Here is a 21478-nt window from a genome sequence, read left to right as displayed (position 1 = left end):
AGGTCGGACGGGCGGCCCCGGTTGGCCGCGCCCTCCTCACCGATCCCGGATGCGGCCGGGCCCGGGTCCCACGGTCGGCCACTAGTCCGCCGCTCCGAGCAGCAGCGCGAACAGCAACCCGATGAACACGAGCGTCATCGCGACGAAGATCGCGATCCCGAGCGCCGTCGCGAACGCGATCATCGCCACCGCGATCGCGGTCCCGGTGATGCCCAGCAGGGCGGCGAGCACGCCCACGAATATCGTCGTCCCCGCGACGCCACCGACCTGGCGCAGCCCCCGGCTGAACCCGGCCGCGCAGGCGAGTCCCGCGGCTCCCAGCAGGGAGAAGGCCATCGGCCATCCGACATGGCCGCCCCAGGTGAGGAGCCCGTTGACCGGGCCGCTGTAGTCGACGAAGTCGGCGAACGGGAGACCTGAGCCGATCCAGCCACCGGTCCGCATCAGGAAGTACGCGTTCCCCGCCGCGGCGAACATCATCAGCCAGGCGAGCGCGGTGACCACCCACGTCACCGGCTCGGCCCCGCGCCGCCCGGCGGTCGCGGTGACCGCCGCGAGCAACGGCCGGTCGGGGGCGACGGCCCGACGCGGCGCGCGTACGCCGTCGGGCGGGATCACCGCCGACATCGCCGCCCGACCCGTCAGGCCGGTCACGCCGGGCCGCGTGGCCGCGGTCGGACGGGTGGCCCGCGTGCCCCGGACACCGGAGGCGCGGCGGGGCCCGGTCGACGGGCCGCCCGGGCGTGCCGTCGCCCCCATCATCGGCGGCGGCACGTCGGCGACGCGGGGCAACCCGATGAGATCGTCGCTGTCGCGGAAGCCGTTGGTCATCTCCGGATCCCGTCACCAGCGCCAGGCGGCGAGGGGATACCAGAGCGACAGCGGCTGCCCGGTGACCGGTTCCCCACCGGCCGGCTGCCCGACCCGCCGCCCGGCGACCCGGGTGGCACCGGTCGGACGGCTCTTGGCCTTCGGCTCGACGTGCAGGACGCCGAACACGATCGGGTCGATGCCGCTGGCAGCCGCGGCCAGCAGTGCGATCGGTGCCGCGACGATGGCGACCGGAGCCAGCGCGAGTCCCAGCAGGGCCGCCGGTCCGTACTCCGCCGCCGCGTCGCCGGCCCGGTTGAGGGTGGCGGCCATGCGCTTGTGGCCCTCGGCCGCGGGGGTCTTGCCGATCAGCTCGCGGGCCGCGGCCTCGTCGCAGCGCACGCCCTCGGGAGGGATCTTCCCCAGGAGCGGCGCCACCGGTCCCTTCGGGTCGAGCTCGTGGGCGACGGCCAGGCTGTCGAAGTCCACACCCTTGTGCGCGATCGCCGCCAGCGTCCGCTTGACCTCACGGGGAAACGGATAGCCGCCGTCCCGGGTGCGCAGCGGATCCTTGTCGTAGGGCAGCAGGATCCACGGCGATCCCTTGTCCATCACCAGCAACGGCTCGGGCTGCCAGGGCGCGATCGTGCAGGGAGGGAGCTTCGGCTCGCGCTTGCGGAGCGCGGCGTCGCGGGCGACCGCCTCGGCCTCCCACAGTCGGTCGGGCTGGTACCCGGGCTTGCCGGTGAGTGTCGGAATCATCGCGGTGTGCCTTTCCTGGCTAGGAGACCTCGGCTGCGGTACCGATCCCGGCATCGGCGAGGTCGGAGTCGACCAGCTCGGATGCGCCGTCCAGCAGCGTGTCGAGGTCGGCGGGCAGCTGGGCGCCGGCGAGTGGATGGACGGGTGTGTCGCGGACCGTGCCGCAGACCGCGCAGTCGGGACGCGGGGTCGTCTTGACCCAGACCGAGGCGAAGGGACCGTCCATCGGCGCCGCCGCGATCTGTTGGAACACTCCCCAGCCGTCGACCGACGCCGACAGGTTGAGCGTCCGCCCCGCGGCGAGGAGCGGTCGGATCCAGTCGGCCAAAGGCCCCGGTGCGTCGCGGTGCAGGACGGCGAGCGCGGCCTTGGTGGCGCGGGCCGACACCGCGGCGATGTCGGCACCGAGGGCCGGCTCACCGTCGAGGCGGCCGGTGCCGTAGTCGACCTCTCCGCGGCCGCCCTGGCCGACGGTGAAGCCGGTGGCACAGGCCAGGCAGGCAGTGGACCGGTCGGGCACCACGAATGCGATCTCCCCGGCGTCGGCCTTGGCGAACAGCTTCGTCGACACGTAGGGGATGCCCGCGTCGTAGAGGACGTGTGAGTGCCACGCCTCGGCGGCGGGGTCGTCGGTGGCCAGCACCGCCAGGTCGACGCCGGCCAGCGCGGTGGCGGCGTCGTCGCCGAGGCCGGCGTGGTGGCCGACGGTCGCCACGTGGGGGGCGATCGCCGTGAGCCGAGCGGCGAGTGCCTCCACCTTGGGACGGCCGACGTCGCCGGCGACGTAGATGCCACGCGAGAGGTTGGCCGTGCTGACGTCGTCGGGGTCGACCAGGACGAACTCCTCGACCCCGCCGCGCACCAGCAGCTCGGCGATGCAGGAGCCGACCGACCCGCAGCCGAGGATCGCCACCCGCTTGCTCACCGTCGCCGACCCCGACGGGATGTGGTGACCCAGCCGCGCCGCGATGCCCGACCGGGCGTCGATCGCGACGGAGGTGGCGCCGGTGTCCCCGGCGCAGGTCACCGCCGAGCGGATGGCGTCGGCCAGCCGGGTGCTCAGGTCCGTCGCCAGGTTCCACGCCGGTGCCGCGAACCCGCCGCCCCCCACGCGGATCAGCGGTGCCGACTCCGGATACGACTGCGGCACCAGCAGGTCCACGCTCACCGGGGTCCGCACGGGGCAGGCCGTGGTGGGCTCACCCCGGAGCGCCACCAGCAGCCAGGTCGTGCCGACGCCGGCAACGGGGACCGCCGGCTCCATCCGGAGCTCCATCTCCTCGCGCAGCAGGGCGGTCGCACCCTCGATCGATCCGCGCAGCGGCATCACCGCCACTCGTGCGGGGGCCAGGCCTCGACCGCCGTGCCAGCTGTACGGCGCGACGGTGCCGTGGGCGACGGGAACCAGGTGATCGACGCCGTACTCGGACGGGATCCGCAGCTCCTGGGGCGCGCTCGACACCACGATCGGGAACAGCCCGGCATCGATGCCGGCGGCCCGCAGCGAGGCGTCGAACGCGAGGTGGTCGGGCGCGCTCGGCCAGGCCATCTGCCGCGGGTGGGAGTGGGCGGTGCCGACGTAGCGCAGCAGCGGCTGCCGGGCGAGCCGGTCGTTCAGCAGGGCTTCCAGCCGAGGGGAGTGCCAGTAGCTGGCGGATTCGCCGGGGACCGGGTCGACGATCACCTCCACGACCATCCGGCTGTCGGCCGGGGCGAGGAGCGCGGCACCGCGCTCGGGGGCGGGGGTGGCGAGCTCCCGGTCCAAGGTCGCCAGGGCGTCGTCGGTGATCTGCCAGGGCGCCACCGAGGCGGGGGTGGTGGGCGCGGTGGTGCGGGAGCCGGTCGGGCGGGGGGCCTGCTGGTGCTTCATCGTGGTCCTCGTTCGTGGTTCGGAGTGGAGATGCGGGGGCTGGGACAGGAGCGGGTCGGCGTACCGGCTCACGTCGTCACTCCTTGTAGGGGAACCTCCGGCCGCGGACCACCTCGCCCATGCCGTCGGCCCACTTGGCCGCCTGCAGCACGGCCCTGGTCAGCGTGGGCAGCCCGCCCGTGGTGTTGGTCGACAGACACAGCACCGCCCCGCCGCGGCCGTCGGGGTAGAGGTGAGTGCCGTGCGCGGTCAGGTTCGGGTGCGAGTCGAGATACTTCGGCAGGTCGACCGAGCCGACCTGCCCGGCCGGCCCGCGGACGTCGAAGCGCCAGAACCGCGCGTGGTAGAGGCTGGTGCTCGGGTTGTAGGACAGCAGCACCGTCAGCTCGTCGCCGTGCGAGGTGGGCGTGGTGGTGTAGACCCATCCGGTCGGTGACGCCGACGGCCAGTTCGGGATCTGTGAGGTGTGCTTGATCATCTTGATCACCGTGCTGCCGCCGGCGCGCGCCAGCTGGAGCACCTCCGCGCTCTCGGCCTGAAGCGCGGGAGCGGCGGCGAACCTGTCGGTCGGCAGCGACACCTGCTGAGCCGAGTTGCCCGGCTCGCCGAACACGATCTGTCCGTCGACCATCGACACGACCTGGCCGCCGGCCTGGTGTGCCTCGGCGGCCGCCCAGTCGATCGGCTCGTCGCCCGAGAATCGCTCGTTCGGCAACTGGACGGCCTGGGCGGGGCGACCCTCCTCGACCAGCCCGTCCTCGGTCATCGCCAAGGACGCCGCGGTCCGGGTGGCGGGCACCCGGGCCTCGGCACGGGCTTCGGCGTCGGGGTCGACGAAGATCACGTCCCCGGTCGCGGGGTCGATCACCTCCTCCAGCGTGATGACGGCGCGGTGCGACAGGCGGTCGTCGCGGGTCGGGGAAGCGGTGCGGTGGTCGGCGTGCTGGCCCATCGGGAACCTCCAGGAAGAGTGAGCTGGTCACTCCCGTCACCGATCCCGGCAACCATCTGACGACTCCGTCGCCCGGCGCTAGGATCGCGACCGATCCAGGGGCACGTCGACTCGGGCGGGGACACAGGAGAGCGCATTGTCGGACGGTTCGACGGGCCGGTACGCCTTCGTGGCAGGCGTCAATGCGTACCAGGCGGGCGTTGCCGCGCCACTCAGGTCGGCGGTCAACGACGCCGTACGGATGGCGGAGGTCCTCGCACCGGTCCCGATCGGCCCGCACACCCCGGCCGACGTGCGAGGCATGGCCTGGTACGACGAGGGAGCGATCGGCTGGGACGTCACCTTGTGGTCCGACCAGAATCGCGCGGGCGCGGCGTTCTCCGCCGCCGGCCTGAAGCGCCAGCTGATGGACTTCTTCAGCGGCGCCACGAACCCCGTCGCGGGATCGGACCTGTTGGTCTACTTCTCCGGTCACGCCAGGGGTACGGTGATGGGCACCTATCTCCTGGGGCCCGACGGCGAAGCGGTGGCGTTCGTCGAACTGATGACCTGGGCCACCAATGTGCTCGATGCCGGTGCCCGCACCGTGACGCTGATCCTCGACTGCTGCTTCAGCGGTGCCCTCGGCGAACGCCGCAACCCGGATCCCTTCGTGCTCACCCAGCAAGCCATCCTGCCGCGGAACTGCACCATGCTGTCGGCGTCCAGCGCCGATCAGCAGGCGAAGGAGGGAGCCGAGCACGGCCGGTTCACCGAGGCACTGCTGGGTGGTCTCCGAGGGGCCGCGGCCAACATCGTCGGCGAGGTGACGCCGTTGAGCCTCTACTCCCAGGTCAGCACCGCGCTCCACGACCCGGACCAGTACCCGACCTTCAAGTCGAGCGTGGGCGACCGCACCCCGCTCCTGACCCGGGCCGTGCCGCACGTGAGCGAGGAGCTGCTCCGCAAGCTGCCGGTCTTCTTCCCGAGGGGATCGGCCAACGAACGCGGCGTGGAGCTGACCTGGCACCACGAGGGCTTCCTGCCCACGGAGGTTCCCGACGGATACGTGTGGGACGACGACCTGGACAGCGGAGTGGTCGAGCGGGCGCCGTCGGCAGGTCCGTCGACGTACAAGGACTTCGGTGGCAGCCGGGCGCAGGCGGACCTGGATCACTACAAGCGGTACCGGGACTCCCACCTGCTGAGCACCGAGGACGGCCGGAACTTCTGGGACCTGTGCTGCAAGGAGCCCGGCGACGGGCAGAGCCGTTGGGCGGTGTTGACCCCCCTCGGCCGCTACTATCGCGACTTCTACCAACACGTACTGGACGACGAGCGACGTTCGGCGGGCGACGCCGGGCCCTCCCTCTGAGAGCGGGTCTGGGATGCAACTGCGGACGGTGTGGCGCGAGGAGTGGACGGCGGTCGTCGAGCGCCACCCCGAGGTCGCGATCCTCAGCTCCGAGGCGGGCTTCGCGGCCGCTGGTGACGGCTCTGCTCGGCAGATGTACCTGCCGAGCAAGGTCGTCCAGCAGCGGGCGTTCCCGACCGTGTACGCCGAGTCGCTGCCGAGTCCCGGTCGACACGCCCTGCGCAAGTGGAGCGTCGGCCGGGCCGCGGACATCACCAGCGACGAGGAGAAGGCGATCGCCGCCGCGATCGCCGGATCCGCCGGGTGGTTGTCGACCATCGGCTCGGTGCTGCCGAGGCTCGAACGTCGGGTCAGCGCCCGGCAGCTGGGGGTTTCCTCGCTGCGCGACGGCCTGCTCGCCATCATCCTGGCGAAGGTGGAGGTCGGTGCCGTCCTCGATGACGACGAGATCGACGAACTGGTGGAGCCGTTCCTCCTCACCAGCGGGAACCCGTCGCCGAGCGCCGCGCGGAGCTACCTGCGCGACGACGCGCGGGCGAGCGACGTCGCCGACCGCCTGCGTCGGGCGGGCATGCCCACTCCCCCGCCCGCGGGCTGGGAGGCCGAGCTGGCGATCGCGGGCAAGGCTCTCGACGGGTTCTTGAACAAGCCCACCGACGCCCACTGGCAGGAGACGCTCGACGGTCAGGTCGACCTGTGGCACTTCCTGGCCCGGCGCAGCCACCTCACCGCAGCCGAGCAGCCGCCGCTGCCCCCGGTGCGCCCGCAGCCGGAGCCGAACCGGTTGCGGCCGGTGCCCAGGCTCGACGGGAGCATCGCCGACCGGCTCGCGCCCGCCCTGGACTTCGACATCCTGGAACGCTCCACGATGCCGCCCCTGACGGACTTCGTGGAGTGGGAGATCGTGCGGGCCACCTCGCACCTGGGGCTGAGCAGCGTGGCCGGCCGCGCGGTGATCGCCCTGGGCGCGCGGATCCAGGAGGAGTACGTCGACGAGATCGCCCGCGCGGCCTTCGCGTCCAGCACCCGACAGCTGGGGGGCACACCCGCGCCCGAGCCGGAGCGGACCGTCGGCACGCTCAAGGTGATGCGGAAGATCGAACGCTGGCGGACGAAGACCAACGCGTTCGAGAGCAACGCGTCGTTCCCGCTCCAGGCCTTGGAGAACATCACCAACCCCCAGGCCTGGTACATGAGCTATCTCTGGCGGCGGGTGCACACCCGCGAGGTGGGGTTCAGCCCGATCGACACCGCGGCGGAGGCCTGGAGGGTGCTCACCGAGATGAGCCTGACGACGGTGCGCAACATCTACAAGAAGCCCTGGGCGGCAGAGGGCGCCGGATCGGCCCGCGATGTCGGCGAGACGGCCGCCGTCGACGACGCGACCGGTGGAAACGACCCGCTGACGCTGGAGGATCTCATCATCGCCCTCGACGCCGCGGGCGTCGGGGTCCATGAGCTGGCGCCGTTCATGAACTCCGACGCGTGGGGGAGCGCCGAGCACCGGGAGCAGTGGCAGGCCTGGAACGCCCGGGCGAGTCTCGATCTGGACTACGCCGAGGCGGAGGACTTCTGGAAGCACCACCGCCCGCGGTGAGCCGGGATCGGTAGGGAACGTGGTGACCCGAGGGGAAGGCAGTACCGGATGAGCAGCACGGGCGACAGGTGGACCGAGGTGACGGTCCGTCGTACCGACGACGGCACCGTGATGATCAGGCCCACCGCCATGGAGCTCAGCGCCAGCGGCGCACCGAGCGACGTGTTCGGCGCCGTCCTGCCCGCTGCCGGCGGCTGGCTCCTCGTCGACGTCCGGCAGCCGACCGGGGCTCCTGCCGCCCTCGTCGACGACCCCGACGAGGCACAGCCGTGGCTCGCCGCGGTCTACGGCCCGGCCGTGGCGGCCGAGGTCGCCAAGTACGCCGACGATCCCGACTACTCGGCCGTCTGGCGGGACTTCGCGACGGTCGACCACCTCTCGTCGGTCGTGACGCGCCTCGGGCTCGGCTCCTGGCTGCACCGCCACTGGCCGACCGACTGGGACGGCGTCACTGCCCTGGAGGAGGACCTCCTGGAGGTGGAGGTCGGCGGACTGGCGCATCTCGCGGAGGCGATGCTCCCGGACCTGGAGCCGGTACGGCACCTGCTGAGTCCGCACGGGGCGCTCGTCGCCGAACAGGTGCGGGGACTGATGGAGTCCGGGCAGGTCGCCGGACACGAGGGCGACGTGCTGGTGGCCGCGCTGCGCGCGGTGGTCGATCTGGTCGACCCCGACGCACCCGGCTACGACGCATGCCTGGAGATCGCCCACGACCCGCGACTCACCGCACTGACGGCTCCCGCCGTCGAGCCCGCCACCGCGGGGCAGAGCTGGCTGGCGTGGCTCACCGGCCGCCTCGTCGAGGCGCGGGAGAGGTTCGCGACGCTGGCCACCGAGTCGCAGCCGTCGTACCAGGGGACACGCGGCGCCTCGGCGGGACAGCAGCCGACGGACGGCGACGACCTGGTCCTGACCGAGGCGGTCGACCCCGGGCAGGTCCCGCCCCGCGTGGTGAGCTCCCGGTCTCCCTGGCAGAACCTGCACACCCGGGTGTGGACGAGCGGCTCGGGCGAGCCGACGATCGAGACCTGGGTCCCGGCGGCGACGACCTATCAGCGGTCCCGCGGGGCCGTCCTCTACGCACGGGCCTACGACGACACGACGATCCCGGTGATCTTCCCGTTGACCTTCGAGGCGGCCACCGGTGACACCGGCGCCCGCTTCGTCGGGTCGCGGGTGCTCCCGCGAGCGATCCAGGGCGAGCTGAGGGTCGACGTGTTCGCCAGGGACTACGTGAGCCGCCCCCGCCTGAGCGACGCGGCTCGCGAGGAGCTGGTCGAGCACCAGCTCCAGCGCATCGACTTCCTCAAGGCACGCTCCCAGGCACCGGCCTCGGAGCTCCTGCTCACCGAGCAGGCGATGCGTGCGGCGAGCAACTGAACGACGCGACCAGGAGACAGCAGTGACCACCGTCGGCGTCAGCGGCCACATCGGCATCCGTCCCGAGACGCGGCTGGTCGTGGCGGCCCGGATCGCCGAGGAGCTCAGCAGGCTGCCCGGACCCCTTCGGGGCTACACGTCGCTGGCGGCGGGATCCGACCAGGTCTTCGCCTGGGCGGTGCTGGCCGCCGGTGGCGACATCGTGTTCGTCAACCCGTGCGCCTCGATCGAGTCGACCATGCCTCCCGAGGCGCTGCCGCTGTTCCGGGCTGCTCGCGGCCTCGCGGTCGAGGAGATCGCCCTGCCCTACGACGAGCCGAGCGAGGACGCCTACCTGGCGGCCGGCGAGTACATCGACGACGTGGCGGACGTCCTGATCGTCGTCTACGACGGCTTGGGTGCCCGGGGCAAGGGGGGGACCGGCGATATCGTCGCGCGCCGTGAGGCCACCGACCGCGTGCTCGTCAACGTGTGGCCCGATGGCCACGTCCGCGACTAGCCGACCTCGGGCCCCCTTCCGTCGGGCTGCGAGCCGGGATCGGTAGGAGGGGCATGGCAGAAGACCTGAAGAAGACCGAGACCAAGATCGCCGGCCACCGTCGGGCGATCCGGGCCCACATCGAGAAGTACCGACGCTATCCGGCGGACCAGGACAAGGCGTTCGCCCTGAAGACCATCCAGAACGCGCAGCGGCAGATCAGCGACCTCAAGCGTCGTCAGCCGCGGGCGTCGTCGAGCTCGGAGGACACCTGGCGACCGTAGCGGCGCCCTGAGCGTCGTGGTGGGGTCGAGCAAGGCCCTGCGGGAAGCCCCGGATCCTCGGATCCGGGGCTTCGTCGCCTCCCGGGGAGCGTCCTCAGTCCAGATCGGGCGACGGCGTCGACCTGCCCCAGCCGGCGTCGGCGGTCAGCTTCGCCAGGGCCGGCTGGGCGCGGTAGGGGACGGGCGTGGAGACGGTGAAGGTCGAGGTCGTCTTGCGGACGCCCTCGATCCCGACGATCGCGGCCGTCAGGGTCTGCAGGGCCTCCAGGGACTCGATCGCGACGCGGACGAGGAGGTCCTCGCGGCCGGCCTGGATCCGGACCTCGAGGACCTCGGGCAACGCGGCGAGCCCCTCGACGATCGGCCCCATGACGCGCTGGTCGATCTCCAGGGTGACCAGCGCCTGGACCGCGAGGCCGACCGCGTCGAGGTCGATGATCGGCTGGTAGCCGAGCAGGACGCCGATCTCCTCGAGATGCCGGAGGCGCTGCTGGACGGTCACACGGCTGACGCCGAGGGCGGCCGCGATCTCGGCGACGCCGGGGCGGGCGGTGGCCGCGACCCGGCCGAGGATCTCGGCGTCGAGCCGGTCGATGGTTGTCACGGTGCTCAGCTCTCCGTACGTCGGCCGGGGTGAAGGTTGTCGGAAAGCATAGTTGTTGGTCACTGGCTTGACGGTGACGACAACCAAAATGAGGATTGTCATATCCCGAACACCCGCTCCTCGGGACCGCCGGGCCACAAGCCGGGCGGCGACGAGGTGAGACAAGGAGCGCGCTCCTCATGCCGACGACCACCCCCGTCGAACCCCTCGCCGTCTTCGACCGCAGCGACGATCTCGCCACGGCCGGCCACGAGCAGGTCGTCTTCTGCCGCGACGACCGGAGTGGACTGCGCGCGATCATCGCGATCCACTCCACCGCCCTCGGACCGGCCCTCGGCGGCACCCGGTTCAAGGCCTACCCGCACGAGTCGGCGGCTCTGGTCGACGTGCTGCGGCTCTCGCAGGGCATGACCTTCAAGGCAGCCCTCGCCGGCCTGCCGCTCGGTGGCGGCAAGGCCGTCATCATCGGCGACCCCGACACACAGAAGACGCCCGAGCTGCTGGCGGCGTACGGCGGCTTCGTCGATCGGCTCGCCGGGCACTACGTCACCGCCGCCGACATCGGTACGACGGACGCGGACCTCGACGTCGTCGGCACCCGGACCCGTCACGTCACCGGACGCACCCGGGCGGGAGGCGGCTCGGGCGACAGCGGCCGGTCGACGGCCACCGGGGTCTTCGAGTCCATGCGCGCCGCCGCCGAGCTCGTGTGGGGCGACGACGGGCTGCGCGGACGGCGGGTCGGCGTCGAGGGGGTCGGGAAGGTCGGCCGGCACCTGGTCGACCTGCTCCTGGTCGCGGGGGCGCGGGTCGCCGTGAGCGACGCCTCGCCCGCGGCGCTGGCGCGGCTCCGTGCCGAGCTCGCCGCCGGCCCCGCTGCGGACCGCGCTGCCCGCCGCGCTGCCGACGACGTCGTCGAGGTGCTGCCCTCGGTGATCGACGCGGAGGTCGACGTCTACGCGCCGTGCGCCCTCGGCGCGACCCTCGACGTCGACACCGTCGACCGCCTCCGTGCGCGGGTGGTCTGCGGCGCGGCCAACAACCAGCTGGCGTCCGCCGAGGTCGACGAGCTCCTCGCCGCGCGCGGCATCGTCTGGGTGCCGGACTATGCCGCCAACAGCGGCGGCCTGATCCAGGTCGGCGGCGAGCTGCTCGGCTGGTCGTCCGCCGAGGTCGACCGGCGCGTCCAAGCCGTCGGCTCGACCGTGCGCGGGATCCTCACCACCGCCGCGGCCACCCTCCTGCCGACCGGCCGCGTGGCCGACGAGCAGGCCCGCGCGCGTCTCGCCCGCTGACGCCACGCCGCCTCGCCCCGTCGGCGCCCCATCCGCGCCCTGTCGGCGCCCCGCCCCCATGGAGGAGCACGCCATGTCCCACCCTGCCCTGAGCCAGACCCCGGCCGTGCCGGCGACCCGGACCGACCCGTCGGCGCCGGCCGCCCCGGTCCCGGTGCAGCTGGTCGGTCCCGACGGCCGGCTCACCGACGCCGGGCGCGCCCGGGGCGTCGACGTCGACCTCGCCCGCCGGCTGTACCGCGACATGGTGCGGGCGCGCGCGCTCGACCGCGAGGCGGTCGCCCTGCAGCGCCAGGGTGAGCTCAGCCTGTGGCTGCAGTGCGAGGGCCAGGAGGCGGCCCAGGTCGGCTCGGTCCACGCCCTCGCCGATCGCGACCACATCTTCCCGAGCTACCGCGAGCATGCGGTGGGGCTGGTGCGCGGGCTGACCCCGGCCCAGCTGCTGGCCCAGTGGTGCGGGATCGCGCACGCGGGCTGGGACCCGGCCGAGCACCACCTCCACTTCAACTCGCTGGTGCTGGGCACCCAGACCCTGCACGCCGTCGGGTACGCCCTCGGGTGCCGCCTGGACGGCGACGACGCCGTCACCGTCGTCTACTTCGGCGACGGCGCCGCGAGCCAGGGCGACGTCAACGAGGCGTTCAACTGGGCGGCGACGATGGCGCTGCCCGTGCTCTTCGTCTGCCAGAACAACCAGTGGGCGATCTCGACGCCGACCAGCAAGCAGTTCGGCACCAGCCTGCACGACCGTGCGGCCGGATTCGGCCTGCGGTCGTGGTGGGTCGACGGCAACGACGCGCTCGCGGTGCACGCCGTCACCGCGGAGGCCGTCGAGAGCGTCCGCCGCGGTCAGGGCCCGGCGCTGGTCGAGGCCGAGACCTACCGGATCGGCGGGCACAGCACGTCCGACGACCCGAAGCGCTACCGCACGGAGGAGGAGCTCGACGCGTGGCGGCGCCGCGACCCCCTGACCCGGCTGCGCACCGCGCTGACGGACCTCGGCGTCGAGGCGGACTGGTTCGACGCGGTCGACGCCGACGGGAGCGAGCTCGCCGCGCGCACCCGCGCCGAGTGCCAGGCCCTCGCCGGCCCCGACCTCGCCGACCTCTTCGCCGAGGTGTACGCCGACCCGCACCCCGTGGAGCGCGAGCGCGCGTCGTACGAGGCCCATCTCGAGGCGACGGGGCGTGGTCGCTGATGGCCGTCCTCCCGCTCGGCAAGGCACTCAACCTCGCGATGCGGCGCTCCCTCGCCGAGGACGACCGCGTCCTGGTCCTCGGCGAGGACATCGGCACCCTCGGCGGCGTCTTCCGGGTCACCGACGGCCTGGCCGCGGAGTTCGGGGCCAACCGTGTCATCGACACCCCGCTGGCCGAGTCCGGCATCGTCGGCACCGCGATCGGGCTGGCGCTGCGCGGCTTCCGGCCGGTGTGCGAGATCCAGTTCGACGGCTTCGTCTATCCCGCCTTCGACCAGATCGTCAGCCAGCTCGCGAAGATGCGGGCCCGCTCGCGCGGTCGCGTCCAGCTCCCCGTCGTGATCCGGATCCCGGCCGGCGGCGGCATCGGCGCGGTCGAGCATCACAGCGAGTCGAACGAGGCGTACTTCGCCCACACCGCCGGGCTGCGGGTCGTCTCGTGCTCCAACCCGCAGGACGGCTACCGCCTCCTGCGCGCCGCGATCCGGAGCAACGACCCGATCGTCTTCTTCGAGCCGAAGCGCGCGTACTGGGACAAGGGTGAGGTCGACCTCGACGCGAGTCCGGCATCGCTGGACCGCGCCCTGGTGCTCCGCAAGGGGCGCGACTGCACCCTCATCGCCCACGGGCCGAGCGTGAAGGTGGCGCTCGCCGCGGCCGAGGCCGCCGAGGAGGACGGTGTCTCCGTGGGGGTGGTCGACCTGCGCTCGATCTCCCCACTCGACGTCGAGACCCTGCAGCGCTGCGTGGCGGAGACCGGCCGCGCGGTCGTCGTCCACGAGGCGTCGACCTTCCTCGGGATCGGCGCCGAGATCGCCGCCGCGATCACCGAGGGCTGCTTCCGCGAGCTCAAGGCCCCGGTCCAGCGGGTCGGCGCCTACCAGCTCCCCTACCCGCCCGCCCACGTCGAGGACGCCTTCCTCCCCGACGTCGACCGCGTCCTGCTGGCGATCGACCGGTCCTTGAACTTCGGAAGGACGACAGCGCATGTCTGAGCCGCAGGTGTTCCGGCTCCCCGACGTCGGGGAGGGCCTCACCGAGGCCGAGATCGTCGCCTGGCACGTCCGGGTCGGCGACGAGGTGGCGGTCAACGACGTCCTGGTGGACGTGGAGACGGCCAAGTCGGTCGTCGAGCTGCCGTCGCCGTACGCCGGCGTCGTGCTCGAGCTGTACGCCGAGCCGGGCCAGGAGCTGCCCGTGGGTGCCCCACTGATCGCGATCGGGAGCGCCGCGGGAGAGGTACGCGCGGATCCGGACCCGGCCGAGGCGGCACCACCGGTGTCGGTCGAGGAGCGGCCGGAGGAGCCGGAGGAGCCGGCGCCGGCGGTGCTCGTGGGCACCGGGCCGCGCGCGGCGGTCGCCCGCCGGGTGCACCTGCGCCGGCCGGAGGAGCCGTCCTTCGAGCGCGCACCGGCTGCGGGCGTCGTACCGGCACCGGTGGACCGGCGGATCCCGGTCAAGGGGGTGCGCCGGGCGACGGCGGAGGCGATGGTGCGCTCGGCGTTCACCGCGCCGCACGCGGCGATGTGGACCACGGTGGACGTGAGTCCCGCCATGCGGCTGGTCCGGCGGCTGCGTGCGGACCGCGCCTGGCGCGACGTGCGGGTCAGCCCCCTGCTGATCGTCGCGCGGGCGACCGCGATCGCCGTGGCGCGCCACCCCGAGATCAACGCGTCCTGGGACGACGCGGCGCAGGAGATCGTGCTTCACGGGGCGCTCAACCTCGGCATCGCGGCGGCGACGCCGCGTGGCCTGATGGTCCCCCACGTCAAGGATGCCGGGACGCTCTCCCTGCGCGAACTGGCCGACGCGATCGACGACCTGGTCACCCGGGCGCGGGCCGGGAAGCTCGCGCCGGCCGACATGACGGGCGGCACGCTCACGCTGACCAATGTCGGGTCCTTCGGGGTCGAGGGCGCGACGCCGATCCTCAACCCGCCGGAGGCGGCCATCCTGGCGCTCGGCGCGATCGAGCAGCGGCCCTGGGTGGTCGACGGCGCGCTCGACGTACGTGAGGTCATGACCCTGTCGATCTCGATCGACCACCGGCTGGTCGACGGCGAGCTCGGGGCCACCGTGCTGCGGTGTGTCGCCGACATCCTGAGCGATCCCGCTCGGGCGCTGCTGTAGACCGGCGGCGGTGATGACCGACGCCGGCGGCCGCGCGGCGCTCGCCCGGCCCACCGTGCTCCGGGTGACGGCGGGCGGCGAGGAGGCGCTGCTGCTGCGGATCGCCTCGCTCGTCGCGCACTACGACGTGCGCCGCTTCGTCCTCGACACCCGGCCGGACGGGTCGACCCGGGTCCGGATGGAGCTCGGGGGCACGCCGGCCGATCCGTCGGCCGGCCTGCTCGAGCGACGGCTCGGCCGCATCGTCGGCGTCACCGAGGTGGTCAGGACAGGCTGAGCCTCAGCGACTGCAGGTGGTCGCGGCTCAGGGTGCGGGCCTGCTCGGGCTCGCGGGCGACGATCGCCTCCAGCACCTGCGCGTGCGCCCCGTGGTCCTCGTTGCCGTCGAAGCCGTGGTGGATGCGGAGCATCTCCACCATCGCCTGACGCTGCCGTGGTGTCAGGTCGTCGAACATGCCGACCAGGATCTCGTTGTGCGAGGCACTCAGGATGCTGCGGTGGAACGCCAGGTCGGCGTCGACGAGGTCCTCGATCGTCGTCTGGGACCCCGCTCGGGCCTCCAGCGCGCGGCGCATCCGCCGGACGTCCGCCGGTGTCCGTCGCTCCGCGGCCAGCGCCGCGGCCTCACTCTCGATGGAGATCCGGGCCTCGAGCACGGTCGTGATGGCCGCCCGGCGCAGCACCAGATCCCACTCGTCGTTGGCCTCGAGCGAGATCACGAAGACGCCGGCGCCCTGCCGCGTCTGCAGGACGCCCAGTCCCGCCAGCTGACGGATGGCCTCGCGCACCGTCGACCGGCCGACGCCCAGCTGGGGGCCCAGGGTGGTCTCGGCGGGAAGCTTGGCGCCCAGCGCCCACTCGCCCGAGCGGATGCGCTCGAGTAGGGCCTCGGCGGCCTGGTCGGCCAGCGAGTGGCGGCGGATGGGCGGCACGGATCTCATCCTACTCCTCTACTTGTCTGAGGAGTCGGGACGACGACTCCTGGCCAGCACCGGACACGGTGGCCAAGTCGTTCGTGTCGCTGCTCGTCGGGCAGGCGATCGGACGGGGCGAGCTCGGCGAGAACGACCGGCTGGTGGAGCTGCTCCGGAACTCGAGGCCGGCACGGCGTGCGGCGAGGTGACGTGCGCGACCTGCTCGACATGACGGCGGGCATCGACGTCCGCGAGGACGACAACGCGTACTGGCCCTTCACCGGCACCGCGCCGATGTACACCGCCCGCGACCTGTCGGCGATCGGCACTACGGCCAGTACATCTACGTCGGTCCGCGGACCGGCACCGTCGTCGTGAAGCTCAGCGACTACGGCACCGAGCAGGACGAGCAGGAGACCATCGACGCCTTCCGGGCGATCACCGAGGACGCCGGGAGCTGATCGCCAGCTGCCCGGCGCCCTCACGGCCTCATCGCGCCGCGGGAGCGTCGGCGTCCCAAGCGTTCCAGTGTGTGACGGTCTCGACCGGGCGGCGGGCGGCGGGCTTGAACCGGTCGCCGACCGTGTAAGCGACCGGCAGCAGCGCGATCGGGGTGACGGTGGAAGGCAGCCGGAGGATCTCGGCGTACCGCGCCTCCAACCTGCCGATGAACGGCGTCGTGAGCACCGAGCCCATCCGACGGGACCGCAGCGCGAGCTGGAAGCTCCAGATCGCGGGGAAGATCGAGCCGTAGTACGCCCCCGCCGGGGGTGCGTCCGGGGCGTCCGGCCGCCCGGAGACGCACGGTACGACGATGACGGGGACCCGGTGGAGGATCTCGGTGAGGTGGCGGGCGCTGTCGTAGACCCGCTTGGTCTGCTCGTCGAGGGCGTCGTAGCGGCGTTCGATGACGGGGAGCGTATGCGCGGCGTAGGTCTCGGCGATCCGGCCCCGCACGTCGGGGTCGTCGACGACGATCCAGCGCCAGTTCTGCTTGTTGCCGCCCGTCGGCGCCTGGATCGCCAGCCGGAGGCAGTCCAGGATCACCTCCCGGTCGACCGGACGCTCCACGTCCAGCCGGCGGCGTACGGCCCGGGTGGTGCTCAGCAGCTCGTCAGTGACCGTGGTGTCCATCGCGATCTCCCTCCTCACCGGGCGCGGTCGGAGCGGTGCTGATCATGCCGTCGCCGGCGCGCCGGCGGCGGCGACGTCACTCGAGCCGTGTTCCTCGCTCCCGAGGAACTCCGCGACGCGGATCTTGATGTCCTCGGTCCCGAAGGACTCGTACTCCGCCGCGAGGGCGAAGTTCAGCACGGTGTTGGCCGAGTCCAGCAGGTGCATGTTCAGGGCGCGCTTGGTGTCGCGCGTGGACTGGGCGGGCAGCTGCGCGAACCGCAGGGCGTACTCCTTCGCCGTCGCGAGCACCTGGTCGGTGGGCACGACCCGGTTGCACAGCCCCAGCCGCGCCGCGTCCGCGGCGGGCATCCGGTCGCCGAGGAGGATGTACTCCTTGGCGACGAGCAGGCTGGTCTGCCAGGGCCAGGTCACGATGCCGCCGTCGCCGGCGGCCAGGCCGATCGCGACGTGCGGGTCGCTGAGGAAGGCGTCCTCGCCCATCACGACGAAGTCCGACATCGAGGCGAGGCTGCAGCCCAGTCCGACGGCCGGACCGTGGACCGCCGCGACGACCGGCAGCTCGCACGACAGCATGGCCCGCACGAGGCGCTCGCCCTCGCGGATGTCGCGGCGTCGGGCCGCGAGGTCGTGGTGATTGCGGATGAAGTCGGGCACATAGCCACCCGCGCTGAACACCCGTCCCGCCCCGGCCAGGACGACGGCGCGGGCGCCCTCGTCATCGACGAGCTGGTCCCAGACGCGCCGCATCGCGGTGTGCATGGCGCCGTTGAACGAGTTCAGCTCATCGGGCCGGTTCAGCGTCACGATCCGCAGAGGACCTTCCGCCTCCACCAGCAGCTCCGGTCCCAGGTTCGAGTAGTCCATCTACGCCTCCATCAATCGAAAAAAACCTACGTGGTAGTATGTTAGCACCAGATGCGGACCCCCCGTGGGTGGAAAGTGAGTGGGCGAATGCGCGACGTCGTCGTGGTCGATGCCGTCAGGACACCGGTCGGCAGGCGGAACGGTGGGCTGGCCCACCGGCACGCCAACGAGCTGTTGGGCGACCTGCTCGCCACGCTCGTGGCCCGTTCCGGACTGACCGGCTCGGAGGTCGATCACGTCATCGGGGGGTGTGTCCTCCAGCTGGGCATGCAGGCGGCGAACGTCACCCGCAACGCCTGGCTGACCGCGGGACTCCCCGTCGAGGTGCCGGCGGCCACGGTCAACGCCCAGTGCGGCTCCGCTCAGGAGGCCCTGCTGATGGCGCACGCCCACATCGCCGGCGGTCTGGGCGAGGTCGCCATCGCCTGTGGCGTCGAGGTGATGAGCAGGATCCCGTTGGGCAGCAACATGCCCCCGGACGGTCCGTTCGGCAACCCGCGCGGTGGCCGGTACGCCGAGGTCCACGAGCCGACGATCCAGTTCGAGGGCGCCGACCGCATCGCCGAGCAGTGGGACCTCTCCCGCGAGGAGCTCGACCGGTTCGCCAAGACGTCTCAGGATCGAGCGGCCCGGGCCTGGGACGAGGGTCGGTTCGACGCCCAGGTGGTGCCCGTCGAAACACCGGTCGTCGACGAGCACGGCGTCGTCTCCGGCACCGTCCTCGTCGGCCGAGACGAGGGGATGCGCCCGACGACGCTCGAGGGACTCGCGACGCTGCGGCTCAACCAGCCTGACCGGCAGCCGGCGAGTCTGCACACCGCCGGCAACTCCTCGCAGGTCTCCGACGGTGCGAGCGCGGTGCTCCTGATGAGCGCGGAGCGGGCCGACGCCCTCGGGCTGCGCGCCCGCGCGCGGGTGGTCGACTCGGTCCTGGTCGGCTCCGATCCGGTCCTCATGCTCACCGGCCCGATCCCCGCGACCGAGGCGATCCTGCGCCGGACCGGCCTGACCGTCGACACTCTCGACGTCGTCGAGATCAACGAGGCGTTCGCGTCGGTGGCCTGCGCCTGGATGAAGGAGTTCGGAGCCGACCACGGGCGGGTCAACGTCAACGGCGGCGCGATCGCGCTCGGTCACCCGCTCGGCGCCACCGGCGGCGTCCTCGTCGCCAAGGCGCTACACGAGTTGGAGCGCACCGGCGGGCGATTCGGGCTCATCACGATGTGCTGCGGCGGCGGTCTCGGCACCGCGACGGTCATCGAGCGCCTCTGAGGAACGGCGTCCGCCCGGCGTCGCCTCCCCCGCTTCCGACCCCCAGTTCTGAGAAGGAGAACCCTGAGGATGGACTCGATCCCCCGCCCGTGGCTGACCGGTGAGGCCGCGGACCTGTTCGCGATGGCGTCGGACTTCTTCGACCGCGAGATTCCCGCCCGTCGAGAGGGATGGGAGGCACGCCGACAGGTCGACCGCCACTTCTGGCTCCGGTGCGGCGAGCTCGGCCTGCTCTGCGTCGCCGTCCCGACCGAGTACGGCGGTGGCGGCGGCAGCTTCCTGCATCAGGCGACGGTCCAGGAGGCCTATGCCCGGCACGGCGACCGCTCCTGGGGCAACGCCATGCACAGCGGGGTGGTCGCCGACTACCTCCTCCAGCACGGGACCGAGGAGCAGAAGCAGCGCTGGCTGCCGAAGATGGCGACGGGCGAGTACGTCGCCGCGCTGGCGATGACCGAACCGGCGGCCGGGTCGGACCTCAAGGCGATCCGCACCCGGGCCGAGCGGACGGCGGACGGCTGGCGGCTCAACGGATCGAAGATCTTCATCACCAACGGGGGGAGCGCGGACATCGTCGTCGTCGCCTGCTCGACGGATCCGTCCCTGGGTGCCAGGGGCATCTCGCTCCTCGTGGTGGAGACCGCGGGTGCGGCGGGCTTCTCCCGCGGCCGCCCGCTGGACAAGATCGGCCAGCACGGCGCGGACACCACAGAGCTGTTCTTCGACGACGTCCTGGTCCCTGCGGAGAACCTGCTCGGCGAGGAGGGCGGCGGCTTCGCCATCATGATGCGCAAGCTGCCCCAGGAGCGGTTGATCGTCGGCATCACGGCGGTCACGGCCATGGAGCTGGCGGTCGCCGTCACCACGGACTATGTCAAGCAGCGCGAGGCCTTCGGCGGTCCCCTGTTCGACAAGCAGCACGTGCGCTTCGAGCTCGCGGAGTGCGCGACCCTGGCGACCGTCGCCCGCTCCTTTCTCAACGACTGCATGACCACCCACCTGGCGACCGGGCTCGACCTGCCGACGTCGGCGATGTGCAAGTGGTGGCTGACCGACGTGCAGGGTCAGGTGATCGACAAGTGCCTGCAGCTGCACGGCGGCTACGGCTACATGACCGAGTACCCGATCGCCCGGCTGTACGCCGACGCCCGGGCCCAGCGCATCTACGGCGGCGCCAACGAGATCCAGAAGGAGCTCATCGCCCGCGCCCTATGAGCGGGAGCATGAGCATTGACAAAAACCTACGCAGTAGTATGTTTCTCTCATGAAGTCAGGCCCGCGTCACTTCGCCGACATCGCCGGCCTCCGGGCCGCCGTGGGCGAGGACCTCGGCACCGGAGAGTGGCTCGTCGTCGGCCAGGACCGCATCGATGCGTTCGCCGAGGCGACCGGGGATCGGCAGTGGATCCACGTCGACGCGGAGCGAGCCCGCTCCGGCCCGTACGGTGCGACCGTCGCGCACGGCTATCTGACCGTGTCGCTGTTGCCCGTGCTGGGGCGCACCGCGTTCACGGTCGGCGGCGCACGAATGTCGGTCAACTACGGGCTCGACCGGGTCCGGTTCCCCGAGCCGGTGCGATCCGGGGCCCGCATCCGCGCCCGCGCCCACCTCCTCAGCGTCGAGGACGTCGCGTCGGGCACCCGCGCGGTCGTGCGCTTCACCATCGAGATCGAGGGCCGGGACCGGCCGGCGTGTGTCGCCGACAGCATCCGGCTCCTCGTGGTCTGACGACCTCGTCCACCCCTCCCGGCGATCGGACCGACGTCCTCGCCCCGCACCGTTGACAGCAAGGAGAGAACATTGGGCCGCTATCAGGGACGGGTCGCCGTCGTGACCGGCGCCGCTCGTGGCATCGGGTGGGGGATCGCCTCCCGGTTCGCGGAGGAAGGCGCATCGGTCGCGCTCGTCGACCTCGACGCCGCGGCGGTGGCCGAGGCGGCGGACCGGTTGCCGCTGCGGCCGGGCGCCGCCGCCACGGCCGTGGTCGCCGACGTCAGCAGTGCACCCGCCGTGGAGACGGCGATCGGCACCGTCGTCGGCGACCTCGGTGGACTCCATGTCCTGGTCAACAACGCCGGGGTCACCCGCGACAACCTCATCCACAAGATGCCCGAGGACGAGTGGGACCTGGTCCTGGGAGTGCATCTCAAGGGTGCCTTCCTGATGAGCAGGGCCGCGCAACGACATTTCGTAGAGCAGCGGTACGGAAAGATCCTCAACCTCTCCAGCACGTCGGCCCTCGGCACCCGCGGTCAGGCGAACTACTCCACGGCGAAGATGGGTGTCCAGGGGTTCACCCGCGCGCTGGCGATCGAGCTCGGGCCGTTCGGCGTCAACGTCAACGCGGTCGCCCCCGGCTTCGTCACCACCGAGATGACCGATGCCACCGCCGCGCGGCTCGGCCTGGGCGTCGAGGAGTTCCGCAACGCCCGCGCGGAGCGGAACCCGGTCCGGCGGGTCGGCTCGCCGGACGACATCGCCGCGGCCGCGGCGTTCCTGTGCAGCGACGAGGCCTCCTATGTGACCGGTCAGACGCTGTACGTCGACGGCGGCTCGAAGCTCTGAGGACGGATACC

The 21478-nt window shown here is 72.3% G+C and carries 23 protein-coding genes; 15 read left to right on the top strand and 8 right to left on the bottom strand.

What is annotated here, in order from left to right; all coding sequences use genetic code 11:
• Window positions 1-81: 81 nt before the first annotated feature.
• From RB608_RS10305 to RB608_RS10290, 4 genes are all read right to left on the bottom strand, one after another.
• A complete protein-coding gene (locus RB608_RS10305; RefSeq protein WP_308087775.1) occupies window positions 82-831 on the bottom strand; it encodes a hypothetical protein in 750 nt (249 codons plus the stop codon).
• Window positions 832-843: 12 nt separating this feature from the next.
• Window positions 844-1572 carry a hypothetical protein gene (locus tag RB608_RS10300; protein WP_308087774.1) on the bottom strand — a complete coding sequence of 243 codons (729 nt, stop codon included), beginning with the start codon at window positions 1570-1572 and terminating at the stop codon, window positions 844-846.
• 19 nt (window positions 1573-1591) lie between these two features.
• Window positions 1592-3442: a ThiF family adenylyltransferase gene (locus RB608_RS10295; RefSeq protein WP_308087773.1), complete on the bottom strand. Its 1851-nt coding sequence runs from the start codon at window positions 3440-3442 to the stop codon at window positions 1592-1594.
• 76 nt (window positions 3443-3518) lie between these two features.
• Complete coding sequence (locus tag RB608_RS10290) at window positions 3519-4394, bottom strand: hypothetical protein (protein WP_308087772.1); 876 nt, start codon at window positions 4392-4394, stop codon at window positions 3519-3521.
• Between the two features lie 136 nt (window positions 4395-4530).
• On the opposite strand from RB608_RS10290, the gene RB608_RS10285 reads away from it, so the two are divergent.
• From RB608_RS10285 to RB608_RS10265, 5 genes are read left to right on the top strand one after another with little or no spacing between them, the layout of a single operon-like run.
• A complete protein-coding gene (locus tag RB608_RS10285) occupies window positions 4531-5748 on the top strand; it encodes a caspase family protein (RefSeq protein WP_308087771.1) in 1218 nt (405 codons plus the stop codon).
• Between the two features lie 13 nt (window positions 5749-5761).
• Window positions 5762-7345, top strand: coding sequence for a hypothetical protein (locus RB608_RS10280; protein ID WP_308087769.1), 1584 nt, complete (start codon window positions 5762-5764; stop codon window positions 7343-7345).
• 48 nt (window positions 7346-7393) lie between these two features.
• The gene (locus RB608_RS10275) at window positions 7394-8725 is read left to right on the top strand and encodes a hypothetical protein (RefSeq protein WP_308087768.1); all 1332 of its coding nucleotides are present in this window, start codon (window positions 7394-7396) and stop codon (window positions 8723-8725) included.
• Window positions 8726-8747: 22 nt separating this feature from the next.
• Window positions 8748-9224, top strand: coding sequence for a hypothetical protein (locus RB608_RS10270; protein WP_308087766.1), 477 nt, complete (start codon window positions 8748-8750; stop codon window positions 9222-9224).
• A 53-nt stretch (window positions 9225-9277) separates the two neighbouring features.
• On the top strand, window positions 9278-9487 hold the full coding sequence (locus RB608_RS10265) for a hypothetical protein (protein ID WP_308087764.1): 210 nt from the start codon (window positions 9278-9280) through the stop codon (window positions 9485-9487).
• A 94-nt stretch (window positions 9488-9581) separates the two neighbouring features.
• Here RB608_RS10265 and RB608_RS10260 read toward each other — a convergent pair whose 3' ends face one another.
• Window positions 9582-10091 carry an Lrp/AsnC family transcriptional regulator gene (locus RB608_RS10260; protein WP_308087762.1) on the bottom strand — a complete coding sequence of 170 codons (510 nt, stop codon included), beginning with the start codon at window positions 10089-10091 and terminating at the stop codon, window positions 9582-9584.
• Window positions 10092-10270: 179 nt separating this feature from the next.
• On the opposite strand from RB608_RS10260, the gene RB608_RS10255 reads away from it, so the two are divergent.
• The 5 genes from RB608_RS10255 (at window position 10271) to RB608_RS10235 (ending at window position 14991) form a co-directional block, all read left to right on the top strand.
• The gene (locus RB608_RS10255; RefSeq protein ID WP_308087761.1) at window positions 10271-11386 is read left to right on the top strand and encodes a Glu/Leu/Phe/Val dehydrogenase dimerization domain-containing protein; all 1116 of its coding nucleotides are present in this window, start codon (window positions 10271-10273) and stop codon (window positions 11384-11386) included.
• Window positions 11387-11459: 73 nt separating this feature from the next.
• Window positions 11460-12584, top strand: a complete 1125-nt coding sequence (locus RB608_RS10250) for a thiamine pyrophosphate-dependent enzyme (protein WP_308087760.1) — start codon at window positions 11460-11462, stop codon at window positions 12582-12584.
• Window positions 12584-13579, top strand: coding sequence for an alpha-ketoacid dehydrogenase subunit beta (locus tag RB608_RS10245; protein ID WP_308087759.1), 996 nt, complete (start codon window positions 12584-12586; stop codon window positions 13577-13579). The genes RB608_RS10250 and RB608_RS10245 overlap by 1 nt, the downstream gene beginning before the upstream one ends.
• Window positions 13572-14714, top strand: a complete 1143-nt coding sequence (locus tag RB608_RS10240; RefSeq protein WP_308087758.1) for a dihydrolipoamide acetyltransferase family protein — start codon at window positions 13572-13574, stop codon at window positions 14712-14714. The genes RB608_RS10245 and RB608_RS10240 overlap by 8 nt, the downstream gene beginning before the upstream one ends.
• 10 nt (window positions 14715-14724) lie before the next feature.
• On the top strand, window positions 14725-14991 hold the full coding sequence (locus RB608_RS10235) for a hypothetical protein (protein ID WP_308087757.1): 267 nt from the start codon (window positions 14725-14727) through the stop codon (window positions 14989-14991).
• Here the strand turns inward: RB608_RS10235 and RB608_RS10230 are convergent.
• Window positions 14978-15655 carry an FCD domain-containing protein gene (locus RB608_RS10230; protein WP_308087756.1) on the bottom strand — a complete coding sequence of 226 codons (678 nt, stop codon included), beginning with the start codon at window positions 15653-15655 and terminating at the stop codon, window positions 14978-14980. The two genes, RB608_RS10235 and RB608_RS10230, sit on opposite strands and share 14 nt — an antisense overlap.
• 168 nt (window positions 15656-15823) lie before the next feature.
• Here RB608_RS10230 and RB608_RS10225 point away from each other — a divergent pair, with 168 nt between their 5' ends.
• Window positions 15824-16006 (top strand): hypothetical protein, encoded by a 183-nt coding sequence (locus RB608_RS10225; RefSeq protein ID WP_308087755.1) that lies wholly within the window; start codon window positions 15824-15826, stop codon window positions 16004-16006.
• A gap of 111 nt (window positions 16007-16117) precedes the next feature.
• On the opposite strand, the gene RB608_RS10220 is transcribed toward RB608_RS10225, so the two are convergent.
• Window positions 16118-16762, bottom strand: coding sequence for a nitroreductase family protein (locus tag RB608_RS10220; RefSeq protein ID WP_308087754.1), 645 nt, complete (start codon window positions 16760-16762; stop codon window positions 16118-16120).
• 42 nt (window positions 16763-16804) lie between these two features.
• Window positions 16805-17629, bottom strand: a complete 825-nt coding sequence (locus RB608_RS10215; RefSeq protein WP_308087752.1) for an enoyl-CoA hydratase/isomerase family protein — start codon at window positions 17627-17629, stop codon at window positions 16805-16807.
• 75 nt (window positions 17630-17704) lie between these two features.
• Here RB608_RS10215 and RB608_RS10210 point away from each other — a divergent pair, with 75 nt between their 5' ends.
• From RB608_RS10210 to RB608_RS10195, 4 genes are all read left to right on the top strand, one after another.
• Window positions 17705-18901: an acetyl-CoA C-acyltransferase gene (locus RB608_RS10210; RefSeq protein ID WP_308087751.1), complete on the top strand. Its 1197-nt coding sequence runs from the start codon at window positions 17705-17707 to the stop codon at window positions 18899-18901.
• Window positions 18902-18970: 69 nt separating this feature from the next.
• On the top strand, window positions 18971-20116 hold the full coding sequence (locus RB608_RS10205) for an acyl-CoA dehydrogenase family protein (RefSeq protein WP_308087750.1): 1146 nt from the start codon (window positions 18971-18973) through the stop codon (window positions 20114-20116).
• Between the two features lie 49 nt (window positions 20117-20165).
• The gene (locus tag RB608_RS10200) at window positions 20166-20630 is read left to right on the top strand and encodes a MaoC family dehydratase (RefSeq protein WP_308087749.1); all 465 of its coding nucleotides are present in this window, start codon (window positions 20166-20168) and stop codon (window positions 20628-20630) included.
• 72 nt (window positions 20631-20702) lie between these two features.
• On the top strand, window positions 20703-21467 hold the full coding sequence (locus tag RB608_RS10195; protein WP_308087747.1) for a 3-oxoacyl-ACP reductase FabG: 765 nt from the start codon (window positions 20703-20705) through the stop codon (window positions 21465-21467).
• Window positions 21468-21478: the final 11 nt, after the last annotated feature.

Origin of the sequence: Nocardioides sp. LHD-245 (assembly GCF_030929495.1) — a bacterium.
Lineage (GTDB): Bacteria > Actinomycetota > Actinomycetes > Propionibacteriales > Nocardioidaceae > Nocardioides.
Note: the sequence above shows the minus strand (reverse complement) of the source record. Positions and strands in the feature narration are given on the sequence as shown.